The 16879-nt window shown below is 67.9% G+C and carries 18 protein-coding genes; 9 read left to right on the forward strand and 9 right to left on the reverse strand.

Annotated features, from left to right (window positions below):
- On the forward strand, positions 1–1237 hold a 1237-nt coding region (locus B2U11_RS12825; protein ID WP_292072226.1), incomplete at its 5' end, for an SLC13 family permease.
- A gap of 16 nt (positions 1238–1253) precedes the next feature.
- On the opposite strand, the gene B2U11_RS12830 is transcribed toward B2U11_RS12825, so the two are convergent.
- The gene (locus tag B2U11_RS12830; protein ID WP_292072227.1) at positions 1254–1463 is read right to left on the reverse strand and encodes a flagellar basal body rod C-terminal domain-containing protein; all 210 of its coding nucleotides are present in this window, start codon (positions 1461–1463) and stop codon (positions 1254–1256) included.
- Between the two features lie 184 nt (positions 1464–1647).
- Here B2U11_RS12830 and B2U11_RS12835 point away from each other — a divergent pair, with 184 nt between their 5' ends.
- The 3 genes from B2U11_RS12835 (at position 1648) to B2U11_RS12845 (ending at position 4935) form a co-directional block, all read left to right on the forward strand.
- Positions 1648–3552: a DEAD/DEAH box helicase gene (locus tag B2U11_RS12835; RefSeq protein ID WP_292072229.1), complete on the forward strand. Its 1905-nt coding sequence runs from the start codon at positions 1648–1650 to the stop codon at positions 3550–3552.
- Between the two features lie 66 nt (positions 3553–3618).
- A complete protein-coding gene (locus B2U11_RS12840) occupies positions 3619–3942 on the forward strand; it encodes an Mpo1-like protein (RefSeq protein WP_292072230.1) in 324 nt (107 codons plus the stop codon).
- Between the two features lie 93 nt (positions 3943–4035).
- Positions 4036–4935, forward strand: coding sequence for a hypothetical protein (locus B2U11_RS12845; protein ID WP_292072232.1), 900 nt, complete (start codon positions 4036–4038; stop codon positions 4933–4935).
- A gap of 89 nt (positions 4936–5024) precedes the next feature.
- On the opposite strand, the gene B2U11_RS12850 is transcribed toward B2U11_RS12845, so the two are convergent.
- The 8 genes from B2U11_RS12850 to B2U11_RS12885 all read right to left on the reverse strand — a co-directional run bounded on the left by B2U11_RS12850 (position 5025) and on the right by B2U11_RS12885 (position 12528).
- Entirely contained in the window at positions 5025–5591 is a 567-nt protein-coding gene (locus tag B2U11_RS12850; RefSeq protein ID WP_292072234.1) for a 3D domain-containing protein, read from the reverse strand.
- 95 nt (positions 5592–5686) lie between these two features.
- Positions 5687–6511 carry a sulfite exporter TauE/SafE family protein gene (locus B2U11_RS12855; RefSeq protein ID WP_292072236.1) on the reverse strand — a complete coding sequence of 275 codons (825 nt, stop codon included), beginning with the start codon at positions 6509–6511 and terminating at the stop codon, positions 5687–5689.
- 31 nt (positions 6512–6542) lie between these two features.
- Positions 6543–7556, reverse strand: coding sequence for a tRNA dihydrouridine(20/20a) synthase DusA (dusA, locus tag B2U11_RS12860; RefSeq protein WP_292072238.1), 1014 nt, complete (start codon positions 7554–7556; stop codon positions 6543–6545).
- A gap of 886 nt (positions 7557–8442) precedes the next feature.
- Positions 8443–10845, reverse strand: coding sequence for a heavy metal translocating P-type ATPase (locus B2U11_RS12865; RefSeq protein ID WP_292072240.1), 2403 nt, complete (start codon positions 10843–10845; stop codon positions 8443–8445).
- Between the two features lie 177 nt (positions 10846–11022).
- Positions 11023–11154 (reverse strand): hypothetical protein, encoded by a 132-nt coding sequence (locus tag B2U11_RS12870; protein ID WP_292072242.1) that lies wholly within the window; start codon positions 11152–11154, stop codon positions 11023–11025.
- On the reverse strand, positions 11106–11387 hold the full coding sequence (locus tag B2U11_RS12875; RefSeq protein WP_292072244.1) for a ribose-phosphate pyrophosphokinase-like domain-containing protein: 282 nt from the start codon (positions 11385–11387) through the stop codon (positions 11106–11108). The genes B2U11_RS12870 and B2U11_RS12875 overlap by 49 nt, the downstream gene beginning before the upstream one ends.
- Positions 11384–11587, reverse strand: a complete 204-nt coding sequence (locus B2U11_RS12880; protein ID WP_292072246.1) for a hypothetical protein — start codon at positions 11585–11587, stop codon at positions 11384–11386. Before B2U11_RS12880 ends, B2U11_RS12875 begins: the two co-directional genes overlap by 4 nt.
- Before the next feature lie 452 nt (positions 11588–12039).
- Entirely contained in the window at positions 12040–12528 is a 489-nt protein-coding gene (locus tag B2U11_RS12885) for a YybH family protein (protein WP_292072248.1), read from the reverse strand.
- Between the two features lie 126 nt (positions 12529–12654).
- Here B2U11_RS12885 and B2U11_RS12890 point away from each other — a divergent pair, with 126 nt between their 5' ends.
- The 5 genes from B2U11_RS12890 to B2U11_RS12910 all read left to right on the forward strand — a co-directional run bounded on the left by B2U11_RS12890 (position 12655) and on the right by B2U11_RS12910 (position 16800).
- A complete protein-coding gene (locus B2U11_RS12890) occupies positions 12655–12930 on the forward strand; it encodes a hypothetical protein (protein ID WP_292072250.1) in 276 nt (91 codons plus the stop codon).
- The gene (locus B2U11_RS12895) at positions 12927–13364 is read left to right on the forward strand and encodes a Spy/CpxP family protein refolding chaperone (protein WP_292072252.1); all 438 of its coding nucleotides are present in this window, start codon (positions 12927–12929) and stop codon (positions 13362–13364) included. The genes B2U11_RS12890 and B2U11_RS12895 overlap by 4 nt, the downstream gene beginning before the upstream one ends.
- A 7-nt stretch (positions 13365–13371) precedes the next feature.
- Positions 13372–13929: an RNA polymerase sigma factor gene (locus tag B2U11_RS12900; protein ID WP_292072254.1), complete on the forward strand. Its 558-nt coding sequence runs from the start codon at positions 13372–13374 to the stop codon at positions 13927–13929.
- 79 nt (positions 13930–14008) lie between these two features.
- The gene (locus B2U11_RS12905; RefSeq protein WP_414632964.1) at positions 14009–15778 is read left to right on the forward strand and encodes a copper resistance system multicopper oxidase; all 1770 of its coding nucleotides are present in this window, start codon (positions 14009–14011) and stop codon (positions 15776–15778) included.
- Positions 15775–16800: a copper resistance protein B gene (locus tag B2U11_RS12910; RefSeq protein WP_292072258.1), complete on the forward strand. Its 1026-nt coding sequence runs from the start codon at positions 15775–15777 to the stop codon at positions 16798–16800. The genes B2U11_RS12905 and B2U11_RS12910 overlap by 4 nt, the downstream gene beginning before the upstream one ends.
- The last annotated feature ends 79 nt before the right edge of the window (positions 16801–16879 follow it).

Below are 16879 nucleotides of genomic sequence, written 5' to 3' on the forward strand. Positions count from 1 at the left end.
CGGCCTGGCGCTGACGGCGGCGGCGCTGGTGTTCCTGGCGTTCGGCTACCGCCTGTTGCCCAAGGATCGGACGGGGGCGCTGGGCCTGTCGGCGGCCCTGTCGGCCAACGCCTATCTGACCGAGGCGCGCGTGCCCGAAGACTGGACGCTGGAGCCGACGACCATCACCGCCCTGTCCGAGACGGCGCCGGACGAGGTCAAGGTCATGGCCCTGATCCGCGAGGGAAAGCGCAAGGCCCGGCCGCGGGGCAACACCGTGATCCGGCCCGGCGACACCCTGTTGCTGAAGGGCGGACAGGAGGCGCTGGAGGACTTCATCGACGCGGCGCGGATGAAGCTGGTGCGCGGCGACCGGCCGGTGCTTCTGGAAGAGGCCAAGGACGAGGTCCATCTGGTCGAGGCGGTGATCGGGGCGGACTCTCCGTTGACCGGCCAGTCGGTGCGGCAACTGGACCTGTATGGCCAGCACGGGCTGAACCTTCTGGGCGTGTCGCGTAGCGGCTACGAACTGACGCAGCACCTGCGGACCGCCAAACTGCAGTCCGGCGACGTCCTGTTGCTGCAGGGGTCCGAATCCAGTCTGCCGGGTCGGTTGGCCGAACTGGGACTGCTGCCTCTGGCCGAGCGGGAAGTGCGGCTGGGCGGCACGCGGCGCAAATTCCTGCCGGCGGTGGTGCTGACGATCGCCATGGTGATGGTCGGCTTCGGCGTCATTCCGGTGTCCATCGCCTTCTTCGGCGCAGCCGTGGTGATCGTGGCCTTGGGCGGGCTGAAGATGCGCGAGGCCTATGCGGCTCTTGACGGGCCGCTGCTGGTGCTGATCGCGGCGTTGATTCCTGTCTCGGACGCCATCCAGCAGACGGGCGGCGCCGATCTGATCGCCGGCGCACTGCGTGGCCTGTTCGAGGGGATTCCGCCCGTGGTGGCCGTGGCGGGGATGATGCTAGCCTCGATGGCCGTGACGCCGTTCCTGAACAATGCCGCGACGGTGCTGGTTGTGGCGCCCATCGCGGCGACCCTGGCGCAGCAGCTGGGCTATCGGCCCGATCCGTTCCTGATGGCGGTGGCGGTCGGGGCGGCGTGCGACTTCCTGACCCCCATCGGGCACCAGTGCAACACCATGGTCATGGGGCCCGGCGGCTACAAGTTCTCGGATTACCCCAAGCTGGGTTTGCCGCTGAGCTTCCTGGTCCTGCTGATCGGGCCGCCGACCATCCTGCTGTTCTGGCCGATGTAGGCGCCCGGCGTCGTTCTCAGACCAGGATGTCGAGCAGGGTTCCCATCATCTCGTCGGCGGTCTTCGCCACGGCGACATTGGCCTTGAAGGCGCTCTCGCTCTCGATGCGCTCGACCACCTCCTGTTCGAGGTTGTCGAACGGCGCCGCAGCGGTGCGGCGCGCGCTGGCCTCGAAACGGCTCTGGGCGGACATCAGGCCGGCGGCGGCGATGGACGTGGCCTGCATGGGGCTCTCCTTCGCCGAGCAGAATGGATGGGCGGGGTCAACGGACGCTGAAGCAACAGGGTGAACGGCGAAATCCGCCCCACGCCCGCCTTTATCGGTGTATAGAGCGCGCCATCCGCCCGGCCTGAGGACGTCCTCGGCCGGGCGCGGCCGTTTCGGCCGCCGTTCGCTGTTCAGGTTTCCGATGCCCTTTCCCGCCGTCCATCCCGCGCTCGACCGCGCGCTCGCCAACAAGGGTTACGCCGAGCCGACGCCTGTTCAGGCCGCCGTGCTGGAAGAGGGCCACGCCACGCGCGACCTGCTGGTCTCGGCCCAGACCGGATCGGGCAAGACGGTGGCGTTTGGCCTGGCGGCGGCGCCGACCCTGCTGGGCGACCAGCCGACCTTCGGCGCCGGCGGCGCGCCGCTGGCGCTGGCCATCGCGCCGACGCGCGAACTGGCGCTTCAGGTCGCCGAGGAGCTGCGATGGCTCTACGCCGACGCCAACGCCAAGATCGCCACCTGCGTCGGCGGCATGGACGCCCGGCGCGAGGCGCGGGCCCTAAGCTTCGGCGTCCACATCGTCGTCGGCACGCCGGGCCGCCTGAAGGACCACATCGACCGGGGCAACCTGGACCTGTCGCAGCTGAAGGTCGCCGTGCTGGACGAGGCCGACGAGATGCTGGACATGGGCTTCCGCGAAGACCTGGAGTTCATTCTGGACCAGGCGCCGGCCGAGCGCCGCACCCTGCTGTTCTCGGCCACCATCGCGCGCGACATCGCGACCCTGGCCAAGCGCTACCAGAACGACGCCGTGCGCATCGACGCCACCGACAAGAGCCGCCAGCACGCCGACATCGAATACCGCGCCTACCGCATCCAGCCCAACGAGATCGAGCACGCCACGGTCAACACCCTGCGCTGGTTCGAGGCGGGTCGGGCGATGGTGTTCTGCTCGACGCGCGACAGCGTGCGTCACCTGCAATCCTCGTTGCTGGAGCGGGGCTTCGCCTCGGTCAGCCTGTCGGGCGAGATGGGCCAGAGGGAGCGCACCGAGGCGCTCCAGGCCCTGCGCGACGGTCGGGCGCGGGTGTGCGTGGCCACCGACGTGGCGGCGCGCGGCCTGGACCTGCCCGACCTGGGCCTGGTGATCCACGCCGAGCTGCCGGTGAACCGCGCGGCCCTGCTGCACCGGTCGGGCCGCACCGGCCGGGCGGGCAAGAAGGGCGTGTCGGTCATGCTGGTCCCGCATTCGCGCCGCAGGAAGGCCGAGCGCCTGCTGGCCGAGGCCGGAGTGGAGGCCCAATGGACTGGCGCGCCCACCTTCGATGAAATCAAGAAGGCCGACGACGCGCGCCTCCTGGATCCCGCCCACTTCGAGGCCGAGGTCTCGGACGAGGACATGGCCGTCGCCAAGCGGATGATCGCCGAGCGCACGCCTGACGAGATCGCCGCCGCCCTGGTCCGCCTGTTGCGCAAGGAGCAGCCCGCGCCGGAGGAACTGTCCGATCCGGGCGCCGACCGTGCGCCGCGCCGCGAGCGCGCTCGCGCCGACGACGGGACGGCCGCCCAGCCCTGGCCGGGCGAGCGGCTGCAGCCCGACGAGGTGGTCTGGTTCCGCATGGACATCGGCCGCAACAAGAATGCCGATCCCAAGTGGCTGATCCCGCTGATCTGCCGCGTGGGCGGCATCGCCAAGCCTCAGATCGGCTCGATCCGCACCTTCCCGGAAGAGACGCGGTTCGAGATCGCCAAGACCCACGAGAAGGCCTTCCGCGCGGCCGTCGCCGCCTCCAACGAGGAGGTGAAGATCACGCCGTCCGAAGCGCCGACGCCGGGCTCGATGAAGGCGTCGAAGTTCGCCGGTTCCAAGTCGGGCGGTCCGCGCCGCGAAGACGGCGAACGCCCGTTCAAGAAGCCCTACGCCAAGCGCGCCGAGGGCGGGGAAGGCGACGTCCGCCCGCCGTTCAAGAAAAAGCCCTGGGCGCCGCATTCCGGCAAGCCGGGCGCCGAGGGCGGCCGTCCGGTCGGCGACAAGCCCTTCGTCAAGAAGCCCTTCAAGCCGAAGGCCGGCTTCAAGAAGGGCGGCTTCAAGGGCAAGGCGCAGTAGGCGGCGGCTGACGGCGTCCTGCGGGCTGCGCTTGCCAGACCCGCGATCCGGGCGCAGGCTGCCGTCATGACCAGTCCGACGCCGCCTCAGGGACGGTACGCCTCGTTCCAGGCCTTCTATCCCTACTACATCCACGAGCATTCCAACCGGACGTGCCGCCGCATCCACGTCGTCGGCACCGGCCTGGTGATCTTGGCGTTCGTCGCCTTCGTGCTGACGCTGAATCCGTGGTGGCTGCTGGCCATGCCGCTGGTCGGCTACGGCTTCGCCTGGGTGGGGCATTTCTTCTTCGAGAAGAACCGGCCCGCGACCTTCAAATACCCGCTGTGGAGCCTGATGGGCGACTTCCGACTGTTTTGGGAAACGGTCTCGGGCAAGCGTCGATTCTGATCGAACGATCGCTGTTCGATTGAAGCTTCACAGGCGCGGCCAAAGGCGTATCTTCCGACGCGCGGCGGGGGCCGTTACAGGGGGGAGGTATCCATGAAGATGATCGCCACGGCGGCGATGCTGGCGGCCTTGCTGTCGCCTACGGTGGTTCTCGCGCAGAAGACCGGCGGCGCGCCGGACTTCACGCTGGAGCCGAACTACGGCTCGGTGAACCTGGAGGCCGGCTTCACGCCGGATCCCTGGACCAAGTCGATCCTGGCCGGCGGCTCGGTTCCGGCGTCGGGCGCGCGGGCCGGTTGCGAGGGCCGGGTCAGTGCGGCGCCCGATCTGCAACTGTTCTACGAGGCCGGGTCGCTGGACCTGATCGTGCGGGTCCATGCGTCCGAGGACACCACCCTGCTGATCAACAGTCCCAGCGGCCAATGGTACTGCGACGACGACGGCGGCGGCGGGCTGGACCCGCGGGTCGTCGTCTCCGATCCTCAAAGCGGCCGTTACGACGTCTGGGTCGGCACCTACGGCGACTCCATGGTCCAGTCGACGCTGGAGATCAGCGAACTGGGCGGGACCAGCGGCGGCGGGGGCGGCGGGGGCGGCGGGCCGGACGTCAACGCCTCGCCCAACTATGGCACGGTCAATCTGCGCGCGGGCTTCACGCCCGATCCGTGGACCAAGTCGATCCTGGCCGGCGGTTCGGTTCCGGCCTCGGCGGCGCGGTCGGGCTGCGAGGGCTCGGTCAGCGCGGCGCCGGACGTTCAGGTCTTCTACGACGCGGGCGGCGCGGACCTGACGTTCAAGGTCTCGGCCGGGGAGGACACCACCCTGCTGATCAACGCCCCGAACGGGCGTTGGTACTGCGACGACGACAGCGGCGGGGCGCTGGATCCCAAGGTCGTCATCACCAATCCGCAAAGCGGGCGCTACGACGTCTGGGTCGGCACCTACGGCGAGGACATGGTGCAGTCCACGCTCCAGGTCACCGAGGTGGACTGAGCCAGGGCTCGGTCTTGAAGTCGACAAAGAAAAGGCCGGCGGTCCTCGCGGATCGCCGGCCTTTTCTTTTCATCGGTCGTCGTGACCGCTTAGTTCGAGGCGGTGGTCCAGGCCGGCGGGCAGCCGTCGAAATCGCCCGCGTCCACGATGGTCAGGGTGCGCATGTTCAGGCGCTGGGCCGGGCGCATCGAGCCGCGGCCGTGGCCGGTGTAGAGATCGATCTTGGCGCCCTTGATCGCCCCGCCCGTATCGGACGCGTACCAGTAGCCGTCGTGGATCGTGCCGTCGGCCAGGCGCAGACCCACCGTCTCGCGGATGAAAAGCTTGGTGCGGCGCGGAATGACGCGTGGGTCGACCGCCACGGTGCGCATGGCGATCGGCCGACAGCCCAGCGAATCGTTGCCCGTCGCGCCGCCCCCGCCCGCGTGATAGAGCCGCGCCGACGCACGCCAGTCGGGATCGCCGGCCATCAGTTCGGTCTGTTCGGCGCTCAGCGCGCGGGCGGCGTCTTCGACGATCTGGGAACCGGGCTCGGCCTCAGGGGTTTCAACCCTGAACTCGTCCGCCGCGACAGCGACATTGTAGGGCACCGGTCCGTTGGCGACGGACGAAAGGGCGGCCCAGAACAAGGCGAAGGCAGCGGAAGCGCCGATCATCCGTCCAACTCATGGAGACACCGGCTCCCAACGCCGCCGGCGTCGGATTTGTCCCGTTAACCTGTGGCGGAAAAGTGGCCGCCGCTAAATGGCCCTCAAAGAGCTTTGAGGACGACAGACGCCGCCGTCCCTAACAGATAGACCGCGAAGGCCTTTTTCAGCAGGCGATGATCCAGTCGATGCGCCAGGCGCGCGCCCAGCGGCGCCGACGGCGCCGTCATCACACCCATGACGGCTGCGGCGGGCAGGTTGACGTAGCCCAGCGAAAACGGCGGCCGTCCCTCCGCGCCCCAGCCGAACGCCATGAACCCCAGGGCCGCCGTGGCGCCGACGGCGACGCCGAAGCCCGACGCCGTGGCCACCGCCTGGTGGATCGGCCGTCCGCACAGGCTCATGGTCATGCCGCCCAGGCTCCCGCCCCCGACGCCCATCATGGCCGACAGCAGGCCGATGCCCGTGCCGATGATCCGACGCCCCCAGCCAACGGGCATGTCGCGGCGCAGGACATAGCGGTCGGGCAGCAGGCCCATCTGGGCCGCCACCAGCATCAGGCAGGCGCCATAGACGATCGCCAGCCCCTCCATCGACGTCAGCCCCGCGATCGCCGCGCCGACGCCGCCGCCCAGAGCCACCCACGGCGTCCAGGTTCTCAGAATCTTCTCATCGACCGCTCCGTGACGACGATGCGCCGCCAGGGAGCGCAAGGCGGTGACGACGATGGTCGCCAGGGAGGTGCCGATGGCGGTGTGCAGATTGCCTTCGCCGCCGACGCCCAGCGTCTCGAAGGCATAGAAGAGCGCCGGCACCAAGACCGTGCCGCCGCCCACGCCGAACAGGCCGGCGATGACGCCGCCGATCAGGCCCGCGGCGATCAGCGCCGCCGCCAAGGCTAGGATTTCGGACAGGGGCAGGGCGGACATGACGCCTTCTAGCCGGGCAGGCCCTGGCCGGTCACGCCGCCTCGCGCCGGGCTTCGGCCTCGCGCACCGCATCGGCGGCGCGGTCGATCACCTCCAGTCCCGCGGCCGGCTTGATCGCCTCGACCGTCAGGATGCGACGAAAGGCGCGCGCGCCCGGCCGGCCGTGCATCAGGCCCAGCATATGGCGCGTCATCGCGGGCAGGGCGACGCCCTCGGCCAGGCGCGCGACCATATAGGGTCGGTAGCGATCCAGCGCCGCGAAGGCGTCCACGTCGGGCGACGCCTCGCCGTAGAGCCGCCGGTCGGCCTGGCCCAGGATCGCCGGCTCGTGATAGGCGGCGCGACCCAGCATGACGCCGTCCAGAGCCACGCCGTCGGCGTCGTCCAGATGCGCCTCGGCCTCGTCCAGCGACCCGATCCCGCCGTTGATCGAGACCGACAGGTGCGGCCGTTCCCGCTTCAGCCGGCGCACCAGGGCGTAGTCCAGCGGCGGCACGTCGCGGTTTTCCTTGGGCGAAAGCCCCTTCAGCCACGCCTTGCGTGCATGGACGACGAAAGTGTCGATCCCGACGGCGGCGCAGGCGTCCACCGTGGCGAACAGGCTGGTCGCCGGGTCCTGATCGTCCACGCCGATGCGGCATTTGACCGTGGCGGGCACGCCGACCGCTTCCCGGATGGCCGCCATGCAGTCGGCGACAAGCTCGGGCTCGCGCATCAGGCAGGCCCCGAACCGACCCGACTGGACCCGGTCGGAGGGACAGCCGACGTTCAGATTGATCTCGTCATAGCCGAACGCCTCGCCGATCCTCGCGGCCTCGGCCAGTTGCGCCGGATCCGACCCGCCCAACTGCAGCGCGACAGGATGCTCCACCGCATCGAATCCCAGCAGCCGTTCCCGGTCGCCGTGGATCACCGCCGGCGCCGTCACCATCTCCGTATAGAGCCGCGCGCGTGTCGTCAGCGCACGGTGAAACGCCCGGCAATGCCGGTCGGTCCAGTCCATCATCGGGGCCACGGACAGCCTACGATCTTGATTTTTTAACATTATTTCAGTAAAATCAAAAAGTTAGAAGGCGGCGTGTGCGCTCAAATTTACGACGTGTTGCGACGTTTTTCCGGGTTTTCGACACCTCAGTGCACACAGAGCGCACACGAAATGGCGACGTACTCGAAACTCCCGTCAGGATCGTGGCGGGTCCAAGTCCGGAGGAAGGGTTGCTATATAGGCGAGACCTTCGTCAAACGCGACGATGCACGTCGGTGGGCGAGCGCCTCGATAGCCCCTGCCGAATGCGGGGTCTTCCGGGCGTTCCTCGGCGACGCCTTGAGCTGGTTGAGGGGAACGAACACCTCCGCGCCATGCTGCGGCGCGGTCGCTTCGATGGCGGTGGTCGATGGGTTGGGCACTCATGTCTGCCTCCTTTGGGCAAGGGTTGCAGGCACGCGAACTGCGCGCCTGAAACCCTGCCCGTCGGCGAGACCGGGGTAGCAAGGGCCAGGGCGGACCGGTCGGAGGGGGATCGCCCGAACCGCCTCGGCGGCCCCGCGAATGACCTCGCCCCCCTTCATCCAGAATGCGCAGGGCGCCCTGCCGGTCGAAAGTCAGCGTCGTCATCGTCTCCAAAGAATCGGGACATCTCAAACCGCGACAATAACCTCGGCAGATCGTCCGGCGCGGCATTGCACCGTTCACGAATATGGCGGCCACGCAGGGTGCGCTGGGTCATGCCGCTGATGAAGACCACGGGCCGGCGAAGCGCCATCGTCGCCGGCCCGTAAGCAGCTGTCGTCCCGCATCGCATGTGGGCCGACGGCACTGAGTTCCGGCTCGGATCAGGCGGCGGCATGACCTGACCCACCGCACCCCAGGCCCTCCGTAGCGGCCGCCAAACGTTCACAATGTCCCAAGCTCTGTTACGCAGATGACGTCGTCAGATCGACTTCGATCTCAGGCGAAGGGAGTTGGCGATCACGCTGACCGACGAAAGCGCCATGGCCGCCGCAGCGATGATCGGCGACAGCAGCAGGCCAAACACCGGGTAGAGCACGCCTGCGGCCACCGGCACGCCGGCCGCATTGTAGATGAAGGCGAACACCAGGTTCTGACGGATGTTGGACATGGTCGCTTGAGACAATTTTCGCGCCCTGACGATGCCGGTCAGGTCGCCCTTCAGGAGGGTGACGCCGGCGCTTTCGATCGCGACATCCGTGCCGGACCCCATGGCGATGCCGACATCCGCCGCGGCCAGTGCGGGAGCGTCATTCACACCATCGCCGGCCATGGCCACAACCTTGCCCGCGGCCTTGAGCTTCTGGACGACCGCGGCCTTCTGGTCCGGCAGGACGTCCGCCTCGACTTCGTCGATGCCCAGGCGACGAGCGACAGCCTCTGCTGTCGTACGGTTGTCTCCTGTCAGCATGACGACGCGTATGCCTTCGGCGTGCAACGCTTCGAGCGCGACGGGCGTCGTCGCCTTGACAGGATCGGCGATAGCGAAGACGCCCGCGAGACGGTCATCGACGCCCATGTAGATCGCCGTCGCGCCGTCGAGCCGCAGGTTGTCGGCGATTTGCGTGAGACCTCCCGCGTCCACGCCATATTCGCTCAGAAAGGCGGCGTTGCCCAAGACGACGCGTCGTCCCTCAACGGTTCCGAGCGCACCCTTGCCTGTCGGCGAGTCGAAATCCGAAACCGGCGGGACGCCAATGGACCGCGTTTCGGCGGCCGCGACGATGGCGAGCGCCAGGGGATGTTCGGACGCCTTCTCCACACCGGCGGCCAGTCGCAGGATTTCGTTTTCCTCAAAGCCCTCGGCGGCCACGATCCGCGTCACCGCGGGCCTGCCCTCGGTAAGGGTGCCCGTCTTGTCGACGATCAGGGTGTCGACCTTCTCCATACGCTCCAACGCCTCGGCGTTCTTGATGAGAACACCCGCGCCCGCGCCTTTACCGACCCCGACCATGATCGACATGGGCGTCGCGAGCCCCAGAGCGCAGGGGCAGGCGATGATGAGAACCGAGACCGCCGCGATCAGACCGTGCGCCAGGCGCGGCTCCGGGCCCCACAAACCCCAAGCCGCAAAGGCGAGGACCGCGATGCTGATGACGACAGGCACAAACCAGCCTGAGACCTGGTCGGCCATGCGCTGGATCGGGGCCCGCGTCCGCTGAGCGTCCGCCACCATCTGGACGATCCGCGACAACATGGTGTCGCGACCGACCTTTTCGGCGACGATCACCAGCGCGCCTGTCTGGTTGAGCGTGCCGCCGACCACGCGGTCTCCCGCAGCACGCGTAACCGGCATGGATTCGCCTGTCACCATGGATTCATCCAGTGAGGATCGACCGTCCTCCACGACGGCGTCGACCGGAACCGTTTCTCCTGGACGAACGCGCAGGCGGTCGCCGATCACGACCTCATCCACCGCAACATCCTCTTCGGTTCCGTCGTGGCGGAGGCGACGCGCCGTTTTGGGTGAAAGGTTCAACAACGCCTTGATCGCGCCGGAGGTTTGCTCACGGGCGCGAAGCTCCAGCACCTGGCCGAGCAGGACCAGGACCGTGATGACGGCCGCAGCCTCGAAGTAAACCGCCACTGTTCCATCTGCGGCGCGGAACGCCGCCGGAAAGACGCCTGGAGCCAGGGTCGCGACCATGCTGTAGGTCCAGGCGACACCCGTGCCCATGGCGATCAAGGTGAACATGTTGAGGCTCCGATGGACCAGGGAAGCCCATGCCCGCTCGAAGAAGGGCCAGCCCGCCCAGAGGACCACGGGCGTCGCCAGGATCATCTGCGTCCAGATTGAAACCTCGGTCGACACCAGATGGTGCATCCCGGGGATGAGGTGAGCGCCCATCTCGAGGAACAGGACGGGGAGCGCGAGAACCAGCCCCCCCCAGAAGCGGCGAGACATATCTTTCAGTTCCGGGCTGGCCCCCGTCTTGGCGGTGGCGACCAGGGGCTCCAGGGCCATACCGCAGATCGGACAACTGCCGGGTCCGTCCCGGCGGATTTCCGGATGCATCGGACAGGTCCATACGGCGCCATCCGGAACAGCGTCCGTCGCCAGCGCCCCCTTCGTGGGTTGATGGGTATGGCCCTGCGCGGCCGACTCGGTCTCCGCCAGCGCGACAAAGCGCGCCGGGTCGGCGTCGAACTTGCCCTTGCATCCGGCGGAGCAGAAACGCCACGTCCGGCCCTCGAAAACGGTGCCGTGCTTGGCGGTGGCGGGATCAATCTGCATGCCGCAGACCGGATCCTTTACAAGCTGTCCTGTCGAGGTCGCTGGTTCTCTGCCGTGGCTGTGACGGCCTTTCTCGTGTTCGGAGGTCATCCTGGTCTCTTTCTGAAAGAAGCGATCGGGCGGATTACGAATGGCTGGCGCGACGAAGGCCGAGCCAGAACCGTTGGGTCGGGCGGTCGGATCGGATCCGACCGATGCGAAGGGCGGCGTCGGTGTGTTCCAAACAAGTGCGCCTGCCAGCGCGTCGATGCGCTTGTTGACTGCACATCACCACCCAATAGCGACGACGTCGCCGGTCGCAGCATAATCGAGCGCATAGGCCATCTCGCCGCGCGTCTCGGCATGTACGGTCAGGAGCGGCTGCCCCCGGTCGATCTCGTCGCCGAGCCGAACGGCCATTCGAACGCCGGCGGCCTTGACGTCGGGCGCTCCGGCCTCGCGAGGCTGCAGACCAGATCAACCGCCTTGTCGGCGACATTGGTCAAAAGCCGAACATAGGTTTCGCCATCCGGAAAGCGCCGCGTCTCAAGAGCGCCGCGTTCGAATCCGCCGACTTCCGCGAGCGCCTCGGCGAACGCCTCATTATCAGGCAGAGGTATGATCACGCGGGTTAAATGGGCTCGAAGGCTCATCGGCGGCTCCTGTAGAAACGCAGCAACTGGGCGTTGATCGCGACGATAAGGGGGCTGGCCGACACGAACACCGCCGCGAACAGCACGGTCGGTGTAAATCCCGGCGCCAACCAGAACCGGCGCCGGAAGTCTATAATCGTCGCATGGTCATGCCCGCCGGCATGGCCGGCGGGCGTCGATCTGGATGCCAGGACGATCATGGGTCCAGGTGAGGCTGCTTGCGGTTCGCCTTGCGATGGGCGGGGCTGTTATCGTGGTTCATACCCGAGGGCCTCTTGCGCATAGGCGTTGGTCGGTCGTCAAACCCGCCGTACCGTGAAGCTTACGCATCCACGGTACAGTCCCCTCGCAAGGTGGGGCCCGCTGCACGAAGCCCCGCAAGCGAGGTATTCTTTCCAACGGCCTGCGGGAGGTGGCGAGCAGATCTGGCGCCCTCTCGGGAAAGCGATCTTCCCTGCGCGCGCCTGCGGCTCTCGCTGGGGCTCCGGCTTGCCGGAGCAACAACGCTTTGCTTTCCCGCCGGCCTTTGCGGGGCGATAGCAGAAGATGCCCGCACCGGCTGCGCCCTCGGACGTCGATTAAATATGCGAACCGGGTTCTGCCGGGTCCGGCGAGGTGCGATTGAACATGGCGCCCCCGGTGCCGGCTTTGCTCACTCGGGCGCGCGCGAAGACCAGTGGATGTGGCGAATAAGCCAGATTCCGTTGCGGTGTTGAAGGACCATGGTCTCGGCCGTCAAGCGGTCTATCGGCCGACCATCACTCTCTCCGGTGAGGCGCCCCTCCGTCAGCACCCAGGCGGTCTCGCCCTCAACCCAGGCGGCGCGCCTATTCACTTCGGTGTTCGTCATTGCAGCGAAAGCGATGTCGGCAGGGAGATGGTGGCTGGCGTAGTTTTCTCGGGATCTCTCGGCGGCGCCGTCCTCAAAAATAACGACGTCTGGAGCCAGCAGGTCGAGCGCCGCCTCGGTATCTCCCCGGCCGAGCGCGACATGGAAGGCATCAACCAAGGCCATTGCTGTTTGCGTCGTTTCATCCGCACCGCTGAAATCGTCGGATTGTAAGCCCGACTGAGCGGGGTCAAGGGCCATTGCAGCGGGTGCAGCGAGTGACAGGGCGAGGGCTAACACAAGGGAATTCATCGGCGGCTCCTGCAGGCGGGCGGATGCGAGCTATGCTGATTTTTACGCACCGGGCTGACTCAGCCCTCGTGAGGGGGAGAAGCGCCAAACGCGTACAATCCCGCATGGGAAAAGGAGACGACCTGCATGGATGAGCTCTACGACCTCATTTCAAAAGGAGGGGGTGTTGAAGTCACTGCGCTCGGCGAGCTCGAAGCCAAGGTCTGGCGAAAGGTGTCCCAGGTCGAGGCCAGGCGCCGCGAACTGCGCTTGCGCACTGCGGCGCTTTGCCTTGCCGCCGGTGTCGGCGGTTTGGCCGGGAGCATTTCCGGATCCGTCAACGCGGGCGGTCGGAATGAATTGTCGATCTTTAGCGTCGAGTTGGTGGCCGCGCCGCTCAACGTTCGGAACCTCACGGGATGAGCGGCGCAAGGTCCACCTTTGTCACCGCCATCGTGGCTGCGGTCGTGGGCGCGGCCACGGCATGGTGCGCCATGAATTGGTCGGCGAGACAGGCTCAACCATCCGACGTGCACAGGATCGTCCACGAGCGACTGCACCTTACGGAGGCGCAGGATCGCAGGCTTGACCGCATTGAGGCTGACTTCTCGGCTCGGCGCGGCCCCCTGGAGGCCAAGGTGCGAGAAGCCAATCACGAGCTGTCGGCCGCGATCGCGCAGAGCCGGGGCGACACCCCCGAGGTCCAGGCCGCCGTCGATCACTTCCATACCGCCATGGGCGATCTTCAGAAGGCGACGATCCGTCATGTGTTCGAGATGCGGGCCGTGCTGACGCCCGAGCAGGCAGAAGAGTTTGACCGGGCGGTCGTCGAGACCCTGCGCGCCGACGCCGACTGACGCGGGCGTGGGGGCTGGTTACACCGACGAAGTCCAGGCCGCCCAGGGAGACCGGGCCGCGTTTTCGCGCCTTATGACGGCGACCAAGGGCGACCTGCATCGCTTCGTCACCCGCTATGTCGGCGACGCCGACGAGGCTCTGGACCTGGTCCAGGAAAGCTACGCCGCCGCCTGGCTGTCGATCCGGCGCTACGACCCGGCGCGGCCCTTCGGGGCCTGGTTGCGGACCATAGCCCTGAACAAATGCCGCGACTGGAGCCGCCGCCGCCGGGTGCGTCGGCTGGTCCGGGGCGTCATGGGACTGGATGCCCCCGAAGCCGTGGCCATTGGCGACGCGGCGCCGGGCGCCGATGTCCGCTTCGATGAGCGGCGGCGGCTTGAACGGCTGAACCGCGCCCTTGCGGAACTGCCCGACGGTCAGCGGGCGCCGCTGCTGCTGGCGGTCTTGGAAGGCCGGTCGCAGGCCGAGATCGGCCAGATTCTGGGGCTGTCGGCCAAGGCCGTCGAACTGCGGATCGCCCGCGCCCGCAAAACCTTGGCGAACAAGATGGGCCCCTCGAAATGAGGGCCTGCGACCAGCCGTCGCGAGGGATGCGCGCGAGGCTGGCGTAATTCGGATCAGACACACAGGCTGACGCATGACCATGATCAAGACAGACCGCCGCGCGCTGTTGCGCGGCTTTACCGGCGGCGCGGGGCTGCTGGCCGCGCAGGGCATGCTGCCGGCCTGGGCGCAGACGGGTTCGCCTGGTCTGCGCGCCGGTCTGCCGACACTGGAAGGGCCCGACGTTCGGCTCAGCGTCGGTCATTCCCCCTTCACCGTAGGCGGTCGCACCGGCCATGCGATCACCGTCAACGGCACATTGCCGGCGCCCCTCATCCGGCTGCGCGAAGGTCAGATGGCGCGGCTGTCGGTGACCAACACCCTGGACGAGGACACCTCGATCCACTGGCACGGCGTGCTGCTGCCCTTCCACATGGACGGGGTGCCGGGGATCAGCTTCCCCGGCATCCGGCCGGGTGAAACCTTCCAGTACGAATTCCCGATCATCCAGTCCGGGACATTCTGGTATCACAGCCACTCCAACCTCCAGGAGGCGATGGGCCACTACGGGCCGCTGATCATCGATCCCGCGGGCGCCGATCCGGTGGCCTATGACCGCGAACATGTGGTCGTCCTGTCGGACTGGAGCTTTCTGCACCCGCACGAAATCCTGGATCGGCTGAAGAAGAGCCCCGGCTATTTCAACCGGTCGCGCACTACCCTGTCGGGCCTGATCTCGGGCGAGGACGGCCTGTCGCTGGAGGATCGGCGTATGTGGGGCCGGATGCGGATGGACCCGCGCGACATCGCCGACGTCAACGGCACGACCTACACCTATCTGGTCAACGGACATGGCCCGGCCGAGAACTGGACCGGCCTGTTCCGCCCCGGCGAGCGGGTGCGGCTGAGGACTATCAACGCGTCGGCCATGTCGATCTTCAACGTCCGCATCCCCGGCCTGGCCATGACCGTCGTCAACGCCGACGGCGAGAATGTTCGCCCGGTCGAGACCGACGAGTTCCAGATTTCGGTCGCCGAGACCTATGACGTCATCGTCCGCCCGACCGAGGACCGCGCCTACACCCTGGTCGCCGAGTCGGTGGATCGCTCCGGAATGGCGCGGGCGACGCTGGCGCCCCGTATGGGCATGACGGCCGAGGTCCCGCCGCTGCGTGAGGTGCCGACCCTGACAATGCGCGACATGGGCATGGGCGGCATGGCGGGCATGGATCACTCGGCCATGGGACACGGCGAGCCTGCCGCCCCGCCGATGGATCATACCGCCATGGGGCACGACGGCATGGACCATGACATGCGCAACCCGGACAACGCCCCCGCCGGCATGGCGGTCGGCGTCGGGAACGACATGATCGCCCCGGACCCGGCCAACCGCCTGGGCGAACGGCCGATGGGGCTGGAGGACGTCCCCCACCGGGTGCTGGTTTACACCGACCTGGTGTCCCTGGCCCCCAACGAGGATCAGAGGCCGCCGTCCCGTGCGCTGGAGATCCACCTGACCGGCAACATGGAACGGTTCATGTGGGGCTTCGACGGCCGCAAATTCTCCGAGATCGTCGAGCCGATCCGTTTCGAGCGGAACGAGCGGGTGCGGGTGACCCTGGTCAACGACACCATGATGGCCCACCCCATCCACCTGCACGGCCACTTCTTCGAGCTGGTGACGGGCGGCCCCGCCGGACATCAGCCGCTGAAGCACACGGTCAATGTCGCGCCGGGGTCCAAGGTGACTTTCGACCTGACGGCGGACGCGCCGGGCGACTGGGCCTTCCACTGTCACATGCTGATGCACATGCACGCGGGGATGTTCAACGTCGTCACCGTCCGTCCGCTGGATGGAGACGCGGCATGATCCGTCTGATGACCGCGCTCGCGCCCCTGCTGCTGGTCGCCGGAGCGGCGGCCGCCCAGGATCATAGCCAGCACGGGGCCCGGCCTCCGGTGCAGGCTCCTGCGGCCGACCCGCATGCGGGTCACGCCATGCCCGCGCCGACGCAAACCGCCGACCCGCACGCCGGTCATGTCATGCCGGCGCAGCCCGACCCTCATGCCGGACACGACATGGGCGGCCACGCGGCGAGCGGGCCGCCCAACGTGCCCACGAGCGCCGATGACGAAGGCCGTCCGCGCCAGCCGCCGCTGCCGCCGGCCGCCCTGTCCGGACCGACCCACGCCGCCGACGCGATCTGGGGCGCGGACCGCATGACCGGCGCCCGCGACATGCTGAGGCGCGAGAACGGCGACGTGCGCGCCACGGCCGTCATCGTCGACCGCCTTGAGGTCGGCTTTGGCGACGGCGAGGAGGCCTGGACCTGGGACGTCGCGGGCTGGACCGGCGGCGACATCAACCGCTTCTGGTGGAAGTCCGAGGGCGAAGGCGACTTCGACGGCGAGACCGAAGGCGAAGTCCAGGCGCTCTACAGCCGCGCCATCTCGCCCTTCTGGGACGTGCAGGCCGGCGTGCGCCAGGACTTCCGCGAGGGCGACGAGGACCCGACGCATCTGGTGCTCGGCCTCCAGGGCCTGGCCCCCTACTGGTGGGAGATCGACGCCGCCGCCTTCCTGTCGACCGAGGGCGACCTGACCGCGCGCGTCGAGGCCGAATACGACCTGCGCATCACCCAGCGCCTGATCCTTCAGCCCCGCCTCGAAATCGACGCTTCGGCCAGCGACATTCCGGAACTGGAGATTGGCTCGGGCGTGTCCTCGGTCGAGGCGGGCCTGCGACTGCGCTACGAGTTCCGCAAGGAGTTCGCCCCCTATGTCGGCGTCGAGTGGAGCCGCGCGCTCGGCGACACCGCCGACTTCACCCGCGCGGCAGGCGGCGAGCCCGAGCACACCCGTTTCGTCATGGGCCTGAAGGCCTGGTTCTGAGGAATTAAAGACATGCGCCACCTGCTTCCGATCGTCGCCGCCGGCCTGTTCATCGCCGCGCCGGCCGTGGCCCAGGACG

Source organism: Brevundimonas sp. UBA7534, from assembly GCF_002479325.1.
Classification (GTDB): domain Bacteria; phylum Pseudomonadota; class Alphaproteobacteria; order Caulobacterales; family Caulobacteraceae; genus Brevundimonas.